General features: G+C 66.3%; 15 protein-coding genes. 8 read left to right on the top strand and 7 right to left on the bottom strand.

Going from position 1 to position 17,474, the window contains the following annotated elements:
* Positions 1-66: 66 nt before the first annotated feature.
* The 6 genes from C7I55_RS11810 to C7I55_RS11785 all read left to right on the top strand — a co-directional run bounded on the left by C7I55_RS11810 (position 67) and on the right by C7I55_RS11785 (position 6,341).
* Complete coding sequence (locus tag C7I55_RS11810; protein WP_233222165.1) at positions 67-1,668, top strand: tryptophan halogenase family protein; 1,602 nt, start codon at positions 67-69, stop codon at positions 1,666-1,668.
* The gene (locus tag C7I55_RS11805) at positions 1,669-2,385 is read left to right on the top strand and encodes a SapC family protein (RefSeq protein WP_106513093.1); all 717 of its coding nucleotides are present in this window, start codon (positions 1,669-1,671) and stop codon (positions 2,383-2,385) included. It abuts the gene before it with no gap.
* Positions 2,378-3,409, top strand: a complete 1,032-nt coding sequence (locus C7I55_RS11800; RefSeq protein WP_106513092.1) for a cupin-like domain-containing protein — start codon at positions 2,378-2,380, stop codon at positions 3,407-3,409. Before C7I55_RS11805 ends, C7I55_RS11800 begins: the two co-directional genes overlap by 8 nt.
* On the top strand, positions 3,406-4,920 hold the full coding sequence (locus tag C7I55_RS11795; RefSeq protein ID WP_233222164.1) for a tryptophan halogenase family protein: 1,515 nt from the start codon (positions 3,406-3,408) through the stop codon (positions 4,918-4,920). Before C7I55_RS11800 ends, C7I55_RS11795 begins: the two co-directional genes overlap by 4 nt.
* Before the next feature lie 55 nt (positions 4,921-4,975).
* Positions 4,976-6,046, top strand: a complete 1,071-nt coding sequence (locus tag C7I55_RS11790) for a LacI family DNA-binding transcriptional regulator (RefSeq protein WP_106513091.1) — start codon at positions 4,976-4,978, stop codon at positions 6,044-6,046.
* Between the two features lie 64 nt (positions 6,047-6,110).
* The gene (locus tag C7I55_RS11785) at positions 6,111-6,341 is read left to right on the top strand and encodes a hypothetical protein (RefSeq protein WP_106513090.1); all 231 of its coding nucleotides are present in this window, start codon (positions 6,111-6,113) and stop codon (positions 6,339-6,341) included.
* Between the two features lie 51 nt (positions 6,342-6,392).
* Here the strand turns inward: C7I55_RS11785 and C7I55_RS11780 are convergent, their stop codons facing one another.
* The 7 genes from C7I55_RS11780 to C7I55_RS11745 form a co-directional block, all read right to left on the bottom strand.
* Positions 6,393-6,989: an NADPH-dependent F420 reductase gene (locus C7I55_RS11780; protein WP_106513089.1), complete on the bottom strand. Its 597-nt coding sequence runs from the start codon at positions 6,987-6,989 to the stop codon at positions 6,393-6,395.
* A 272-nt stretch (positions 6,990-7,261) separates the two neighbouring features.
* Complete coding sequence (locus C7I55_RS11775; protein WP_106513088.1) at positions 7,262-7,729, bottom strand: GNAT family N-acetyltransferase; 468 nt, start codon at positions 7,727-7,729, stop codon at positions 7,262-7,264.
* A gap of 68 nt (positions 7,730-7,797) precedes the next feature.
* A complete protein-coding gene (locus C7I55_RS28125; RefSeq protein ID WP_158266395.1) occupies positions 7,798-8,769 on the bottom strand; it encodes an alpha/beta hydrolase in 972 nt (323 codons plus the stop codon).
* Positions 8,769-10,298 (bottom strand): tannase/feruloyl esterase family alpha/beta hydrolase, encoded by a 1,530-nt coding sequence (locus C7I55_RS11760; protein ID WP_106513085.1) that lies wholly within the window; start codon positions 10,296-10,298, stop codon positions 8,769-8,771. Before C7I55_RS11760 ends, C7I55_RS28125 begins: the two co-directional genes overlap by 1 nt.
* Positions 10,295-12,040: a CocE/NonD family hydrolase gene (locus C7I55_RS11755; protein WP_106513084.1), complete on the bottom strand. Its 1,746-nt coding sequence runs from the start codon at positions 12,038-12,040 to the stop codon at positions 10,295-10,297. The genes C7I55_RS11760 and C7I55_RS11755 overlap by 4 nt, the downstream gene beginning before the upstream one ends.
* Entirely contained in the window at positions 12,040-14,769 is a 2,730-nt protein-coding gene (locus C7I55_RS11750; protein ID WP_158266394.1) for a TonB-dependent receptor, read from the bottom strand. Before C7I55_RS11750 ends, C7I55_RS11755 begins: the two co-directional genes overlap by 1 nt.
* 219 nt (positions 14,770-14,988) lie before the next feature.
* Entirely contained in the window at positions 14,989-15,489 is a 501-nt protein-coding gene (locus C7I55_RS11745) for a MarR family winged helix-turn-helix transcriptional regulator (RefSeq protein WP_106513082.1), read from the bottom strand.
* 161 nt (positions 15,490-15,650) lie between these two features.
* Here C7I55_RS11745 and C7I55_RS11740 point away from each other — a divergent pair, with 161 nt between their 5' ends.
* Both C7I55_RS11740 and C7I55_RS11735 read left to right on the top strand, forming a co-directional pair.
* The gene (locus C7I55_RS11740; protein ID WP_106513081.1) at positions 15,651-16,172 is read left to right on the top strand and encodes a TRAP transporter small permease subunit; all 522 of its coding nucleotides are present in this window, start codon (positions 15,651-15,653) and stop codon (positions 16,170-16,172) included.
* The gene (locus C7I55_RS11735; RefSeq protein ID WP_106513080.1) at positions 16,169-17,473 is read left to right on the top strand and encodes a TRAP transporter large permease; all 1,305 of its coding nucleotides are present in this window, start codon (positions 16,169-16,171) and stop codon (positions 17,471-17,473) included. The genes C7I55_RS11740 and C7I55_RS11735 overlap by 4 nt, the downstream gene beginning before the upstream one ends.
* Position 17,474 lies beyond the last annotated feature (1 nt).

Genomic DNA, 17,474 nt, shown 5'->3' with positions numbered 1-17,474 from the left:
CTCAGGGTGGCTTTTCCTGCCTCGCGCGGGCAGATTGCCGGCACAAGGAAAATTCGGACGCCTTCGGTGCACAAGCGAGACACACAAGACCTGCCTCCGCCGCGCGAAGCGGCCGTCACGCGCGTCGTCGTGGTGGGTGGTGGGACGGCAGGCTGGCTCGCGGCATGCCTGATCGCGGCGCGGACCGAACGGGCTCCTGCCGGGCCGCTCCACGTCACTCTGATCGAATCCCCCGACGTGCCGACCATCGGCGTCGGCGAAGGCACCTGGCCGACGATGCGCCGAACGCTTCAGCGCATCGGCATATCCGAAGCCGAATTCCTGCTGTTCTGCGACGCGGCGTTCAAGCAGGGCTCCCGCTTCGACGGCTGGGTCTCGGGCGAAGCCGACGACCAGTATTTTCATCCCTTCACGCCGCCGGTGGAGGCCGATCCGGATGCGGTAGTGCAGGCCTGGCAAGCGTCGGATGCCCGCAGCTTCGCCGAGACGGTGAGCCCGCAGGCACGCGCTTGCGGTCTCAATCTGGCGCCCCGTCAGCGGACCATGGCCGATTTCGCCGGTGCCCTGAATTACGCTTATCATCTTGACGCCGGCAAGCTCGTCGACCTGCTCAGGCGCCACGCGACCCAGCGCCTGGGCGTCCGCCATGTGCGCGACCACGTCGTCTCGGTCGAAGCCGCCGCAAGCGGCGATATCGCGGGGGTGGGGACTCGATCGACGGGCACCGTAGAAGGCGACCTCTTCCTCGATTGCAGCGGACATTCAGCCCTGTTGCTGGGCGAACATTATGGTGTTCCGTTCGTCGATCGCAGGGACGTGCTGTTCAACGATCGCGCGCTTGCCGTGCAGGTGCCGGTCGCGCCGGAGAGCCCGATCGCATCCCAGACATGCGCAACCGCCCATTCCGCCGGATGGATCTGGGACATCGGCCTCCCCACCCGGCGAGGCATCGGATGCGTCTATGCGTCGGCCCATGCCAGCGACGACACGGCAGCGGCGGCGCTCGAAGCTTATTTGCGCAAGACTGCGCCGAGCATCCCGGTTGATCCCGGAGCGTTCCGCCGGCTGACCTTCCGCTCCGGCCACCGCCAGCGCTTCTGGGAACGGAATTGTCTCGCCGTCGGTCTGTCCGCCGGATTTCTCGAGCCGCTCGAAGCCTCGGCGATCGTGTTGATCGAACTCTCGCTCGACGCCTTGCTCGACAATTTCCCCGTGACCCGCGGCATCATGGACATCCACGCGCGCCGGTTCAACGCGCTGTTCCTGTACCGCTGGGATCGCATCGTCGAGTTCCTGAAGCTTCACTATGTGCTGAGCCGGCGCTCGGAGCCTTATTGGCGTGCCCACCGGGATCCGGCCTCGATCCCGGCCCGCCTGTCGGAGCTGTTGCAGATCTGGCGGCACCAGGCGCCGTCGCGTGCCGATCTGCCGATGGCCGACGAGATCTTTCCGGCGGCCAGTTACCAATATGTGCTCTACGGCATGGGCTTCCCGGCACCCGCGCAGGCGCCGGTGCAGGCGGACGCAGCCAGCACCGTCGAGCCGCTGCTGCGCCAGGCGGAACAGCGTGGCCGGGCGCTCGCCGCCAGCCTGCCGACCAATCGTTCCTATCTCGATGCGTTGCGCGCTCAGGCTACTTCCTCCCCTCCTTTGGTGACGACCTGCTAAATGTCCGAACATGCCATTCTCGACACCGCGGCGCACCGCGACCTCAGAATTCGCACCGACCGGAGCCCGGAACTCGGGGATGCAATGATGTGCTGCATCACCGTTCCGGCAGAGTTCCGGCAGGTACAGAACGAATATGCGATCCTGTTCCGGCTCAACCTGGAGCGGGATGCTTTCAACGCCCTGGCGATGTTCGGCTTCGAGGCGGGCGAAAATCTGTACCTCGACAATGGACGCTGGGACGCGCGCTACATTCCTCTCGCGCTCGATATCCAGCCGTTCCTGATCGGTGGCGCGATCGACGGGACCGGCCCGCGGCAGGTGCATATAGATATGGCGAGCCCGCGCATCGCCGGCGAGGAAGGCATGCGTCTCTTCGACGAGTTCGGGCAGCCCACCCCCTATCTCGACGGCATCACCGAGAAACTGGGTGCGCTGGATGAAGGCTATCGGGGATCCGCCGCGTTCCTCGACGCGCTGAAGCGCCACGACCTGCTCGAACCGATGTCTCTCGAGATCACCCTCGACGACGGAAGCACGAACCGGCTGGTCGGTTTTCACGTCATCGACGAGGATCGCTTTCGAGCACTCGATGCACAGTCCCTGTCCAGCCTTCACGCCGACGGCCATCTGATGCCGATCTTCATGGCACTCGCGTCGCTTGCCAATCTGGGCGCGCTGGTCGCACGCAAGAACCGGCGCCTAGCCTATGGCTGACGCCGAAGGTGCTCCGTTGGCTATGCTGCCGCGAATTCCGGAGATCACGGTCGCCGATCCGGGGGAGCTCGACGCCGCCCTCCGCAGCGCCAGGGCGCCCTTTGTCGTGCGGAGACTGGTGTCCGAATGGCCGCTTGTCCGGGCCGGCCGCAACTCGGCAAAGGAGGCACGAGACTATCTGGTGGAGCGGCATCGTGATGTGCCGTTCGTCGTCTCGATCGGCGCCCCGGATAGTTGTGGGCGGATGTTCTACGACGATGCCATGGCGATGAACTTCCGCAACGTCAGTGCACGACTGCCGGAAGTATTCGAGCGCATCGACCGGGGCGAGCACAGCGGCGATACTTCGCCGATCTATCTCGCCTCGATCGACGTCGGCCAGTTCTTCGACGGACTGCACGAAGCCAACCACGTCGATCTCGGCGAGCGTTCCTGTTTGGCCTCCATCTGGATGGGCACGCCGACGCGGATTGCCGCGCACAACGACTTTCCGGACAATCTCGCCTGCGTCGCCGTCGGGCGCCGGCGCTTCACATTGTTTCCGCCGGATCAGTTCCGTAATCTCTATCTTGGCCCGGTCGACAATACGCCTGCGGGCCGCGCCGTCAGCATGGTCGATTTCCATGCTCCGGACTATGCTGCATACCCGCGCTTCCGACAGGCACTCGAACAGGCGCAAGTGGCGGAGCTCGACGCCGGCGACGCGCTCTACATTCCGTCGATGTGGTGGCATCATGTCGAAGGGCTGGATTCGTTCAACGTGTTGATCAATTATTGGTGGCGAGAGACACCGCGCTGGCTGGGTCAGCCACAGGATGCCTTGAACCACGCGATGATGGCGATCCGCGATCTCCCTCCGCACGAGAAGAAGCACTGGCGCGACCTGTTCGACCACTATGTCTTCGACAATGACGAGGCTGTGGTCGCCCATATCCCACCCCAGGCACGCTCGATCCTTGCGCCGCTCACCCCCGAGAGCGCCGGACGCATCCGTGCTTTCCTTCTGCGAGCCCTCAGCCGATGAACGAAACCATGCCCGAGGATCGGCGACTGCGCCGGATCGTCGTCGCTGGCGGCGGCACCGCCGGCTGGATGGCGGCGGCGGCGATCGCGCGGACGATGGGCCGCGCCGTCGATCTCACCCTCGTCGAATCCGATGCGATCGGGACGATCGGCGTGGGCGAATCCACCATCCCGCCGCTGGTCAATTTCAACCGCCTGCTCGGCATCAACGAAGCCGAATTCATGCGGGCGACCCAGGCGACGTTCAAGCTCGGGATCGCGTTCGACGGCTGGAAGGAGCCGGGCCACAGCTATTTCCATTCGTTCGGAATGACCGGCAAGGATCATTGGTCGGCCGGCTTCCAGCATTTCTGGCTCCATGGGCGCGAAAAGGGTTATGACGATCCCTACGATGCTTATTGCCTGGAACTGAAGGCGGCGCTCGAGGGCAAGTTCGCCCATCTGCCCGACGAGGCGATGAACTACGCCTATCAGCTCGATTCGACGCTCTACGCCAAGTTCCTCCGCGCCATGGCGGAAGGCGACGGCGCAACCCGGATCGAGGGCAAGATCGCGCGGGTCGAGCTCGACGGCGAAAGCGGCAACGTCGCAGCCCTGCAGCTCGACAGCGGGCTGCGGATCGAGGGCGACCTCTTCCTCGACTGCACCGGCTTTCGCGCCCTGCTGATCGAGGAGGCGCTCCATGCCGGCCACGACGACTGGACCCATTATCTGCCGTGCGACTCCGCAATCGCGATCCAGACCGAGAGCGTCGGCCCGGCGGTTCCCTACACGCGGGCGATGGCGCATGATTCCGGCTGGCAGTGGCGCATTCCGCTGCAGCATCGCACCGGCAACGGCATCGTCTACTGCAGCCGCTACCTCGACAAGGACGCGGCGCTGACGCGGCTGCTCGGCAACATCGAAGGGCAGACGCTGACCCAGCCCAATTTCCTGCGCTTCGGCGCCGGCGCGCGACGCAAGCAGTGGCATCGCAACGTCGTCGCGATCGGCCTGTCGGGCGGCTTCATGGAGCCGCTGGAATCGACCAGCATCCACCTCATCCAGCGCGCCGTGCTGCGCTTCATCCGGATGATGCCGTTGCACGAGATCAGCGCGCGCGACATCGCCGAATTCAACGATCAGCAGCATGCCGACATGCTGCAGATCCGCGACTTCCTGATCCTGCACTACAAGGCGACGGAACGCCGCGACAGCGCCTTCTGGCGCTTTTGCGGAACGATGGAGATCCCGGACACGCTTGCGCAAAAAATCGAACTGTTCCGCGAAACCGGGCGCGTGTTCCGCAAGAATGAGGAATTGTTCGCCGAGAACAGCTGGGTGCAGGTGATGATGGGCCAGGGGATCATGCCCCGTGCCTACCATCCGATCGCGGAAAAACTGCGCGACGACGAACTTGCGCGATTGCTGACGATGTTGCGGGAGACCGTGACGAAGACGGTGGCGGGCCTGCCGCAGCATTCCGCCTATGTCGAACACTATTGCGGCGCCGTTCGGGCTGCGGCGGCGTGACCGAAGCACCTGTGCCCGGGGGGGCCGTGATCCTGATGGGGGCCGCTTGACCGATATGCCGAACGAAGACAGCGCGGCGCGGCGGCCGCGCGCCGTCACGATCAAACATGTCGCCGCCGAAGCCGGCGTGTCGCTGCAGACGGTGTCGCGGGTGATCAATGGCGGGCCGAACGTCCGCGATACAATCAAGGAGCGCGTCCGCGCGGCGATCGAGAAGCTCGGCTACGTGCCGAGCCTCGCGGCGCGGCGGATGGGCGGCACCCGCTCCTACGTGTTGCTCGCGCTCAATGACCGCGATCGCACGATCGAAGGGTGGCGCTCCGGCGACGGCACCGACTGGGTCGATCAGATGATGCTCGGCGGCATGCTGGAATGCGCCCGGCACGGCTATCGAATGATCGTCGAGCTGGTCGATACCCACAGCGCCCATGTCGAGCGCGAGCTCGGCGCCGCCCTCGCCGCCTTGCACCCCGACGGTGTGATCCTCACGCCGCCGCACGGCGACAATCCGATCATCACCGGGATGCTGACCGGACGACACATCCCGTTCGCGCGCATCGGTTCGACCGGCACTGGCCCGGGCTTCGCCATTTCGATGGACGACAAGCGGGCCGCCGCCGCCGCCACCGAGCACCTCCTCGCCATCGGGCATCGCCGGATCGGCTTCATCACCGGAAGCGACGAATATGCGCTGAGCGGTGCCCGGCTGGAGGGCTACCGCGAAGCAATGCACTCCGCCGGTTTACCCGAAGCTCCCGATCTGGTCGCCCGGGGCGATTTCACCTTCGCCTCCGGCGCGGAGGCGACCCGATCGCTGCTGTCGCTCGCCGAGCGGCCGACGGCGGTGATCGCGAGCAGCGACCAGATGTCGCTCGCCGCACTGGAAGTCGCGCGCTCCCTCGGCTTCGAAGTGCCGCGCGACCTCTCGATCATCAGCTTCGACGACACCCCGATCGTCAAGTTCAGCGTCCCGCCGCTGACCGCGATCCGCCAGCCGATTGCACCGATGGCCGCCTGCGCCGCCGGCTTGCTGATCCAGGCCGCAAATGGCGAGCTCGCATACGACACTCCGAACGTGCTGCCGTTCGAGCTGATCGTCCGCGGCTCGACCGCTGCACCATCCTGAACGCGCATCCGGCCTGGAAGTTTTTGCGATTGCTATCCGCGGCGCGCCCGGAGAAGGAGGCGCGATGACGGCAAGCGAACTCCAGGATCTACTGATCACCACCCTCGTCCGCAAGGCGGGCGGATCCCGGCGCCAGTGGCGGATCGCGATCGGACCAGTGCGGGTTCTCGATGCGGCCACCCACCCGCATTGCAATTGGTCGGTTGCCCCGTCCGGCAGCCATAGCGAGATCGCGGCAGTCGAGCGACTGCTCGATGATGTCCGCCTCAGCCATCCGATCGTCAGCGGGCGCTGACGCCCCGGTTCGCAGCATCCGGGGCCATGGCCATCCCCGGATACAACATGCTCATTTCCTCCGCAGCAGGTTCTGGCCGGTCAGGGGTCCTCCGAATTGCTGGAGGCGGCCGCCGTCGTCGAGCGCGCCAAGGATGATCGGCGCGAAGCCAAGCTCCTCGGCGAGATCGGCCACTTCTTGACTGGCATGCGCTTCGTTTCCGGAGACGAACAGCACGCGGTTGGCGCCGCTGTCGGCCGGATCCGAGGCGAGGATCGCCGCCGGAATGGTGTTGAACGCCTTGACAACGCGCGCACCCGGCACCTGTTCGGCAACGATCTTCGACGATGGACGCCCGCCAAGGTCTCGCGGCGTGAAGGCTGGGAAGTCGATCGCGTTGGTTGCGTCGACCACGATCCGCTTGTTCCATGCGTCCGCCCCGGCGACGGCCGATCCGACCGCGTCAAACGGCACCGCAAGGATGACGATGTCGGCGGCGAGCGCCTCCGTCAGCTCGGCGGCGCGCACGGTGTCGCCGAGCGACTGGGTCAACGCGCCGAGCGACGCGGCGCCGCGGCTGTTGGCAATGACGACGTCGATCCCCTTGCGGGCGAAGGCCCGCGCGAGCGCGCTGCCGATCGCACCCGAACCAATGATTGCGTAGCTCATCTCACACTCCGTTCTGCGCCCCGGATCGGGCTTGGAGCACAAGTGAGGCTGCGGCGCGCCAGCGTGAAGCCGGATATGTTCGAAAGGACTGTTCGACAAAGTCGGCAACTCGTTACGGATGCGTTCGCGAGGTTGATGCCGACGTGACGATCATGATCGACGACGACCTGCCGGCCCCGGCTCCGCTCCACGATCACGCCCCACGAAGGGGCCGAAGCACCGCCAGGGCCGGCCATGCGACGCCGCTACTGGCCATGTCTCATTGAAAGGGGTCAGAGCCGCTTTTCCATGCGGTAGTTGTGAATGGGCACACCCCCGATCTCAAAGTCGCGGCGCTCCGTGACGGCGAAATCCTTACGCAGGAAGAAGCGGCGTGCGGGTTCGCTCGCTTCGACGTAGAGCAGGGCCAGCCCCTGGGTTCGCGCTGCTGCCTCAAGCGTGTCGTACAGGCCGGACGCGACGCCGATGCCTGCGACGTCCGGGCGGCAGAAGAGGTGATCGATATGACCGTCGGCCTCGAGATCGCAAAAGGCGAGCGGCGCGTCTTCGCGATCCGTTGCGACGAGGAACAGGCGGCCGTCGCCAGCCCATCGGAGGATACGGTCGACACTCGGCACGTCGGGTGCCCATGCCCTCACCTGGCGCTCGCTATAATCACGCCCGGCGATCTCGTGCACGGCGGCGTAGAAGAGCGCGGCGATCGCCGCAGCATCGTCGGGTCGAAAGGCTCTGACTGGCATGCGGACGCCGTACGCATGCGAAGCCGCGCAGCCAAGTCATGCCAGAGAGGGGGGCAGCACTGCTCAGGTTAGAACCCCTTGCGGCGCACTGTCCATTCCGGGTTCCTGCACAGGCCGCACTCCGCACCGGCGAACATCGCACGACCTCTTTCGGCCCCCTTGAGCTGCCAGTCGAGCCAGGCGACCGCGACGTCCGCATAGGCGCCGCCATTCGGCTCGGTGTAGAAAGTGCCGCCGTGTCCCACCGGCAGCCAGGCGAACAGCGCCGGGACGTGGTCGATCTTCTCGAAATCGTCGAGCGCGTTGGCAAAAGCGATGTCCGAGGGGCCGCCATTCACATAGGCGATCGGCGTGTGGATCCGCTTCAGCGCCTCCTTGGTGATGGCGATGCCGCTGCGCCCCGTTGCCGGGCCGCGATTGTAGACGCCGCTGTTCCAGATCATCGCGGTGCGGATGCGCGGATCGGCGGCGACCGAAATCGCCTGCAGACCGCCGCAGCTATGCCCCATCACCGCGACCTTGCCTGTGTCGAGCTTGCCGTAGAACGGGCTGTCGCGGCGGCCATTCTCGGCGATCGCCCAGTCGAGACCCTCGATCAACTGCGCCGCCTGGGTCTCGTCGGCGCCGCGCGCGGGGCCGGGCGCGCCCGGCGTGCCGGCCGGCGCGGCAGGCGTGGTCGACGGCGCCGGTCGCGGCCGCACCGGGTCTTCGCGCCGGGCGTGGCCCACGGCGACCACGAAGTAATCGTGGGACGCGACCTGCCGCAGAAAGCGGGCATTGCCGAGGCCATTGTCGCGGCAGGCGCCATTGCCCCAGAGGACGATCGGCAGGCGTCCTGTCGTCATCTTTTGCGGGTGGTAGAGCGTGTGGGTGGGGAAACCGGCGGCGACTTCGGCGATCGCCGGGGATGGACCGGTGCCCGAAGCCGCTCCGATTACGCCGGGCCGCAGCGGCTCCGGGAGCGCCTCCTGCGCCGGCGCCATGGCGGCCCAGCCGATCAGGACCGTCGCAACCAGGGATCGGAATGCACGGCTTGCCATCAGCGTCCTTTCGCTTCGCAGGTGAAGTTTGCGGCATCGTCGGTGTCGCCGTTGCCGCGGTAGCGGGGGCGTGCGGGCCAGGCGCAAAGCGGGCGGGTGCGAACGATGCGGTCGCCCTTCCGCTTCGAAGCGACGATGCGTTCCGGCGCGCGGCCCTCGTCGATCCAGCGCTCGAGCGCGGACAGGAGATCGTGCTCGGGATCTGCGATCGGGGCATCGCCCCCTGCCCCGCCGAAAAGATCCGGCCCCGCGCCGCCGACGCAATGATCGACGCCAGGTGCCATGAACAGCCGCACGCCCCGCACCGCCTCATTTCCGGACCGGGCAAGCAACGCACGATGATAGGCGATCGTCGATTGCGGCGCGACCAGCGGGTCCGCCCAGCCATGATAAAGTATGAGCTTGCCGCCGTTGCGCAGGAACGGGCGGATATCGGGATTGTCGGCGTGGAGGTTCATCACGCGGTCGATCGCCGGCAAATCGCGGGCGATCGAGAAGCCGCGTGGATCCCAGTTCGGATCGGCGTGAACGCCGTCGCCGAATAGAGAGACGGCGAGGTAGGGAGGCCCCGGCGTGAACGGCTCCGGCAACTGCGTCGGCGACACCAGGATGCCCGGAAGCAGGCCATCGTCGACCCGCCGACCATTCTCGTCGTTCAGGGGTGCGTAGAGCGTGCGCACGGCGGCGAGCTGCTCCGGGCTCAAGCAGCCGTCCTGCGATCCCGCGGCACAGGCGAGGATCCCCGGATCGAACCGGCAGCGCGTGGGATCGTCGATCACCCCGTCCGCGACGCCGTCGAGGCCGTCGCATGAAGCCACCGCGGCATCGGCGACGCGCTTCCAGTCGGCCGCGTCGAGGAGGGTACCCCAGCGGCTATGCTGCTGCATCTCCCACATCCGCCGCGCGCTCATCGCCGGCGTGTTGACACCAGGCGCGCCGGCGATGACCGCGTCGAAATCCTGCGGATATCGCTGCACCTCGGTCAGCGCCTGGCGGCCGCCGCCCGAGCAGCCGACGAAGAAGGCATTGCGCACCACCGCCCGGTAGTAAGCGGCGATGATCGTCTTGGTTTTGACGGCGAGGAGATGGTTGGCTCGGTGCGCGTAATTGGCCGCACGGTCGGGCCGGCCCAGCAGCCAGTGGCGATCGTCCGCCTTGTGGCCGGTGTCGTTGCTCGCCGACGCATAACCGCGCGTGACGCCGCGGGCGAGCTCGCGATAGTTGAGATTGCCTGCCTGCCCGCCGACGCCGCCGACCAGCAGCCGCCGGTTCCACGCCGCCGGGGCCGGGAGCCACAGCTCGAAACCGATCTCCCGCTCGATCACGCCTTCGATCCGGCAGAAAGGCGTGGTGAGCGGCTGGGCAGCGGCGAAGGGCGGCGTGAACGGATTCTCCGGGCCGACCTCCGTCGTTCGGACGATGCGCACGTCCGCGACCCGGATCGTGTCGACTCCGTCGCACGGAGAGGCCGCGGCCGGCGCTGCGGCGGCGAGCAGGGCCGCAGCGAGCGCGGCGGCCGCCAGCCTCATTTGCGGGAGACGATCGGCAGCATCACCGCCGAGAGACGAGCACGATCGCTATAGATACGCACGGATGTGGCGAGCGCCGCCTTGTCCCGCGCCCGCTCGCGATAATCGGCGCCGGTGACGGTGATCTGGATGCGGTGGCCAGGCTTGAACACCCATGATGTCGGCATCAGCTCGAAGGTGAGCCGCACCGGCGTGCCGGGGACCAGCGGCTCGGCATCCTCGGCGAAGCCGCGATGCCAGGGCACGCCCGCGGGCAGCCTCCACGGCGCCTCGGCGGTCTTGCGCAGCGAGGCTTTCTGACGCCCCTCGGTGATCACCCGGATCGTACCGTCCGGCGCGACATCCTCGAGATAGGCGAACAGATTGGCGTCGGCGGCATCGGCGGAGACCCACAGATCGGCGACGCCGCTGCCGGTCACCTCGGTCTCTGCATCGAGCGGCTTCCCGGCATAAGAAATGCCCGCGCCGGGAACGTGACAGGGCTGCGCAAACGGTCCGCTGCCGGGGTCGGGACAGGCGACATCGTACTTGATGTCGAGCGCACGGGGGGAACCGGCGCCTGCCTTGCCGCCCAAGGTCCCATCCGCGCCAAGGCCGAAGCTGGTCAGCGTTCCAGCCGCGTCCGGCCAGGCCGCGGCACTGCGCCATTCGCCGGCCGTGCCCGCATTCTGGACGAAATAGTGGATAGGCGGCGCGTTGCGGAGACCGGTGTCGATGCCCTTCAGATGCTCGTCGAAGAAGCGGTGTGCTTCCTCGACGAGCGGGAAATCGTCGTTGGCGCAATGTTTCCACGGACCAATGACGATCCGCGATCCGGGCACGTTGAGAAAGGTGATCAGCCCCTGATCACGCAATTCGTCCATCCACCCGCCGACCACATAGAGCGCGACGCCGGAGCGGCGGATCTGATCGGCATAATGGGCGGCGCTCCCTTCCGCCCAGAAGCGGCTGGCGACGAGCGGCGAGTAACTGTCGCGGTAGGGCATGCCCTTCCACATCTCGAACAGCGGCGTGGAGCGCTGGTGCTCCTCGGCGGCCTGGCGAAGCAATGTCTTCTGCGGATCGGCGTCTACCGCCTTCTGCTTCATGTCCTCTTCGACGGTGCGGGCCGGCCCGGTGCCCCATTGGGCGAAGATGCCGCCGCGCCGGAACGCATCATATTTGTGCCACGAGAAGCAGCCCATGAAGGCAGCCTTCAATGCCGGCGGTCGCATCGAGACGGCATGCAGCGCGGCATCACCGGTGTTGGAGCAGCCGTAGATACCGACCTTGCCGTCCGACCAAGGCTGTCCCGCCAGCCACTGGGTGACGTCATAGGCATCCTGCGCCTCGTTGCGATCATGATAGCCGCGCCGCTCCCCGAACGACTGGCCGTTGCCGCGGCGCGCGACCTGCACGACGACATAGCCGAAATCGGTGAGCTGCGGCATCGATCGGAAGCCGCCGGAGAACGGCCCGGTGCCGTCATTCGGCTCCTGGGTGGCGCTCAGGCTGTGATGCCAGATCACCGGAAAGCGCCCCTCGATCGCCTTGCCGTTGCGGGCCGGGCGCGACACGGTCATCGCCAGGCGAACGCCGTCGCGCATCGGCAAATAGAAGGTGGAGGAGATTTGCTCCGTATAGGCGCGCGACGATGCATAAGCGCCGAAAGCTGCGCCTGGCGGAACCACATTCCCGGCCACCGCGGGAGCGCTGACGATAGAGAGACAAACGGCCGCAAGCGCCACAGCCACTGTGCGCATCAGAATGTCTTCCTCACGCTCGCCGCGAACAGCCGGCCGATCGGATCGGTGGTCGTCGCATCGTAGCCGCCGCTGCCGTTCACGCTCGGGGCAAGATTGACGTAGGGCGGCTTGGTATCGAACAGATTGCGGACTTCGATTCCGAAGGTCATCGGCTTGGCGTCATCGCCCACCTGCCACGAGAGGTTCAGGTCGACCGGAGTGTAGCTCTTCACGCGCTCGTTCGGCGTGATCGCGGTATTCTTGTAGCCGTTGAGGTGGGTCGCACGGATCATTGCGGTGAACGGCCCCTTCTCCCAGCCGAGCGAGGCGCGCGCCTTGAAGCGGAGCGGCTGGAAGATCTGGTTGAGCTGATCGATGATCGGGGCAGTCGGGGTCTGGCCGGTCTCGAAGCCGGTCAGATAGGTGCCGCTGACATTGACGCGGAAGGTGCCCGCGGACGCCGTCGGCAGCGAGTAGTTCGCCTGGAAATCGATCCCCTTGGTCACCGAGCTTCCGAGGTTTTGGCTTCGGCCATCAACGAAGACGTTGACGTTGAGCGGGCTGCCGCCAGGGAGCGCGCCCGCGACCGGAAGGCCATCGGCGATCAGTTGCGCGACCCGCTGCCCGGCGGGAGTTCCCTGCAGGATCAGTCCGGTTCCGTCGAACTGGCTGAGCCGGGTCAGGACCGCGAGATCGGAAAGCAGAGCGATGACCTGGTTGCGATAGTCGACGTTGAAATAGGTCAGCGACAGGCGGAGGCGATCGACCGGCTCGAAGTCCGCGCCGATCGACCATGTCTCGGCAGTCTCGGGTCTGAGATCGAGATTGCCGCCCGACTGGGCGACGCCGACGATCGGCGCGCCGCCCGCGGGGTTCTGATAATTCTGGACGAACAGCTGATTGCTGTTGCCGTAGATCTGGGGAAGCGTCGGCGCACGGAACGAGGTGCCGTAGCTGCCCCGCAACGTCATGCCCTCGAACGGCGACCAGCTGACTCCGATCTTCGGGTTCGTGGTGTCGCCGACATCGGAGTAGCGGTCGTAGCGCACAGCGGCGTTGATCTCGAGCCGTCGGAAGCCGGCTGTCTCATTCTCCTGGCCGAAGATCGGGACCAGCAATTCGGCATAGCCGGAATCCACCCGCCGATCGAAGGTGCGGAAGACGACGGGCGTGCCGGGATTGCCGACCGCACGGCCGAGATCGATGGTGAATTCCTGGCCTTCATAGCCGAACGCGGCCCGTACATCGCCACCGGGCAGATGAAACAGGCTGCCGTTCAGCCGGGCCTCGTAGCCGGTGAAATGGCCGACCGTGGGGCTATACGAAATCTGGTTGAAGATGCGGGCCAGAGTCTCCGGACGGGTGCGTCCGAGGCCATAAGGATCGAAGGCGGTCGCCGGATCACTGCTCGCCAGAGCGGCATTCAGCGCGGCGTTTCCGACGCCGGTGAGCTGGACCGCATCGTCGTCGGTCTTGCCATGGCCGACCAGGGCCTCGAACTGCCATTCGTGCGGAAGCTTGATCCGCACGCCGGGAGTCACCTGCCAGCTTTCGCCGTGTCCGAAATTGAAGTTGCGCGGCGCATCGTTGCGGAAGTTGTAATCGAGCGAATAGCTCGTTCCGGTGAAACCCGGCGGCCGTACGAAGAAGGCGTTGGTCTGCGGTACGTTCAGCGTCGCGTTCCCGTAGGCCGGATTGCGTTCGAACTCGCGCCGGCTGTAGAACCCGTCCGCGAACAGGGTGAGCCAGTCGGTCACCTCGAAGGTGAAGGTGCCGTTGACGCTATCATAGCTCTGGGCCGGAACCAGATCCTGCCCCTGAAGATCATCGCAGCGGTTGCTTGTTCCGGGCACGAGTCCTGCGGCACCCGCCTGTGTCACGCCGCCCGCGGGAATCGCATAGCTGATCCCACCGGCGCGGATCGTCCCGGGTGCGCAGCGTGTCACGCTGTAGTCGCGGCCGCCCGACGCCGTCTGGTTCGAGCGAAAGAAGCTGCGATCGTCGCCGTTGAGATTGGTTCGTTCGACATGCTCGTAGGCGATCATCGCCTGTCCGCGGCTGAACTTGATCCCGGCGGCCGCACCGAACGAATATTCGTGATAGGCACCGTCGTCGGAAACGCCGGCGCGGGCGAAGGCTTCGACGCCGTCGAGGTTGCGGCGCGGGATCAGATTGACCACGCCGGCGACCGCGTCCGAGCCGTAGATCGCCGAGGCGCCGTCGGCGACGATTTCGACGCGCTCGACGCCGAGCGTCGGCAGGATCGACGGATCGGTGGAACGGCCATTGTTCACGACGCGGTGGCCGTCGACGATGATCAGGGTGGCATTCGGCCCGATGCCGCGCAGGTTGATGGAATTGCCGTAGACGATGTTGCCGGAGCCTCCGGATTGACCCCGCGAATTCTCGCTGACGCCGAGATCGAAGACTTGCGGAAGCTCCTTGATCGCACGATCGATCGTCACCTGCCCGGATTGCACGATGTCTTCGCGCCCGAGCAGGGTGACGGTGGAGCCCACCGGCGCAGCGCCGCGGACGCGGCTTCCCGTGATGACGATCCCCGGTTGATCGGTGACGACGTCTGCGCCCGCAGGGGCGGGACCTTCGTCGGCCGTGGAAGGCGCCTGCTCGGCAGCTTGTGCATTGGCCTGGCCGGCCGCCTGTTGCGCGGAAGCATTAGCCGATCCGAGCGCCGCCATCACAGCAAGCAGCGAACCACCGGAACGAAGAAGTGCAGAAACGGCCATCGAAATCCTCCCCGCCGGTGTGCCGGCGTCGCAAGCTCGCATTGCCGAAGGGGAGCGCGCCCGCGCATCGCGGACCGACCTGGGCACCCTCTCACCTTCGCCTGCCGGGCGGCGTCTTCGCCGTCCCGCCGGGGCGCCGAGCCCCTCAGGTCCGGGAAGTCTCGTCCAATATGGTGGATTTAGTCAACTGTTATTTTCAGTAACGTTCTGCGACGGAAATCAGGAGTCCTCGTGCAAGGCGGCGGCATACATCCGGTCGAGCAACTCGCTGAGCAGCAGCAATTCCGCTGGTGAGAGCTGGTGGAGAACGGCATTCTCGGTCTGCTCCAGGATCCCGAACAACTCCTCCAGATAGGCCTCGCCGGCGGCAGTCGCGTGCAGCGCGTGACGTCGCCGATCCGTCTCGGATCGCTCGCGCACCGCCCATCCCGAGCGCTCCAGCTCGTCGACGATCGCCACGGTCACCGACTTGTCGAGACCGATCTCCCGCGAGAGTTCGTTCTGCGAGAGGCCCGGATTGGCGGCGATCAGCGACAGCGACGAGAACAGGCCGGCGCGAAGACCGCGATCCGCCGTCGCCGACGCAAAGTCCTTGGACAATTGGTTCTGAACCCGGCGCAATCGAAAGCCGACGAACTCGCCGAGTCGGCCAAGGTTCAGCGCACCCGGGCGCGGCGCCACGGCACGCGACGGGTTCTTCACGATCTTCCTCTCACGCATTTCCCTATCGACACGGTTGTTGAAACAGATAGTTGATCTATCATACCATTTCGTTATTCTGCAACTCGGACGGTCCGCTCAAGAGACTGAAACCGACAGCGCCGCAAACAGGTGCCCGGAGAGGAAATGATGCGCATCAAGACCATGCGGGATCAAGCGCAATGACGGCCGAGACGGAGTCGCTCGAGCCGCCGCTCGCGCCGCCTCCCGAGGCCGGCCTCGGCCGGCTCGGCCATGCCGCTTACTGGATCGGTTCGGCCGGGCTGCTGATCGCCACCGCCGCGGATGCAATCGCGGTGGCAGGCCGCCACACCGGCTTCCACCTGCTCGGCTCAATCGAGGTCGTCCAGGCGGCCGTGGTGCTGATCGCCTCTTCGGCGATGGTCGCGGCGACGATCGTCGGAGCCCACGCATCGGTGCACATCCTCACCGAGCGGCTGAGGCCGGCGACGGCCGAGCGGCTCGCCCGTGGCGCAGCTTTGCTCGGCGCCTTGCTCTTCCTGCTGGTGGCGGCAGGATCGATCTGGGTCGCGTCCGATCTGTGGTCCGGCTTCGAACAGACGGAATTGCTCGGCATTCCGCTCCGCTGGCTCCGGATGTTGTGGATCGCCGCGGCCCTTTTGATCGCCGTTCTCTTCCTGCGATCGGCCTTCGTCCGCGCGGCGGGGAGGCATTCCGCATGATCCCCGAATTGATCGGCCTTGCCGGAATCGCGCTGCTGCTGGTGCTGCTGACCTTCGGCGTTCCGATCGGGGTCAGCCTGGCGCTGGTCGGGATCGGCGGCCTTGCCCTGCTGATCTCGCCCGAGGCGGCGTTGATCAAGAGCGGCGTCGTCTCGTTCGAGACGATCTCGAAGTACGAACTGGGCGTGCTGCCGCTGTTCCTGCTGATGGCGCATATCTGTTTCGCCGCCGGCGCGAGCCGCGACTTCTTCGACGTCGCCGCCAAATTCGTCGGCCATCGCCGCGGTGGCCTCGCTCTGGCCTCGATCGGCGGCTGCGCCGGCTTCGGGGCGATCAGCGGATCGAGCCTCGCCACGGTCGCGACGATCAGCTCGGTCGCGCTCCCCGAGATGCGCAAGGCCGGCTACCATCCCGGCTTCGCGGCCGGCGCGCTCGCCGCCGGCGGCACGCTGGGATCGCTGATCCCGCCATCGGGGGCACTGATCGTGTTCGGGATCATCGCCGAGCAATCGATCGGCAAATTGTTCGCCGCCGCCATCATTCCGGGCCTCAGCCAGGCCCTGTTCTACATGATCGCGATCGCGATCCTGTGCGCAGTCAAGCCGGCACTGGGGCCGAGCGCACAGCGGGTGCCGTGGCGCGACCGGCTGCCGGCGCTGCGCAAGATCATCGACATCCTGCTGCTGATCGTGTTCGTCATCGGCGGCCTGATGGTCGGCTGGTTCACGCCGACGGAAGCGGCAAGCGTCGGAGTCGTCGCCGCCTTGCTTCTGTGGACCCTGCGCGGCGGCTTCAACCGCGCCGCATTCGGCGAAGCGCTGCGCGCGACCCTGCGCACCACCGGCATGATCTACGTCGTGATCATCGGTGCGATCCTGTTCGCCACCTTCATCAGCGTCACGGGCATCACCGACGTGCTGTCAGGCGCGGTCACCGATTTCCACGCCAGCCCCATCGTCGCGATTATCGTCATGGCGCTGGTGCTGCTGCTGCTCGGCTCGTTCCTCGACGGGCTTGCCCTGATGCTGCTGACCACGCCGATCTTCCTGCCGATCGCCGTCGATCTCGGCTTCAGCCCGATTTGGTTCGGCATCTTCCTGGTCCGCACGATGGAGATCGGCTTCGTCCACCCGCCGTTGGGCCTCAACGTCTACGTCATCCAGGCGATGGCGAAGGACATCCCGCTCGGCACGATCTTCCGCGGGATCATTCCCTTCCTGGTCGCCGACTTCCTTCATCTCGGTCTGATCATCGCCGTCCCCGCCCTCACCCTTTGGCTGCCCCAAGTGACGGGAGCATGAT

It is taken from the genome of Allosphingosinicella deserti (assembly GCF_003012735.1).
GTDB classification, from domain to species: domain Bacteria; phylum Pseudomonadota; class Alphaproteobacteria; order Sphingomonadales; family Sphingomonadaceae; genus Allosphingosinicella; species Allosphingosinicella deserti.
This window is presented reverse-complemented; position numbering and strand designations above follow the sequence as displayed.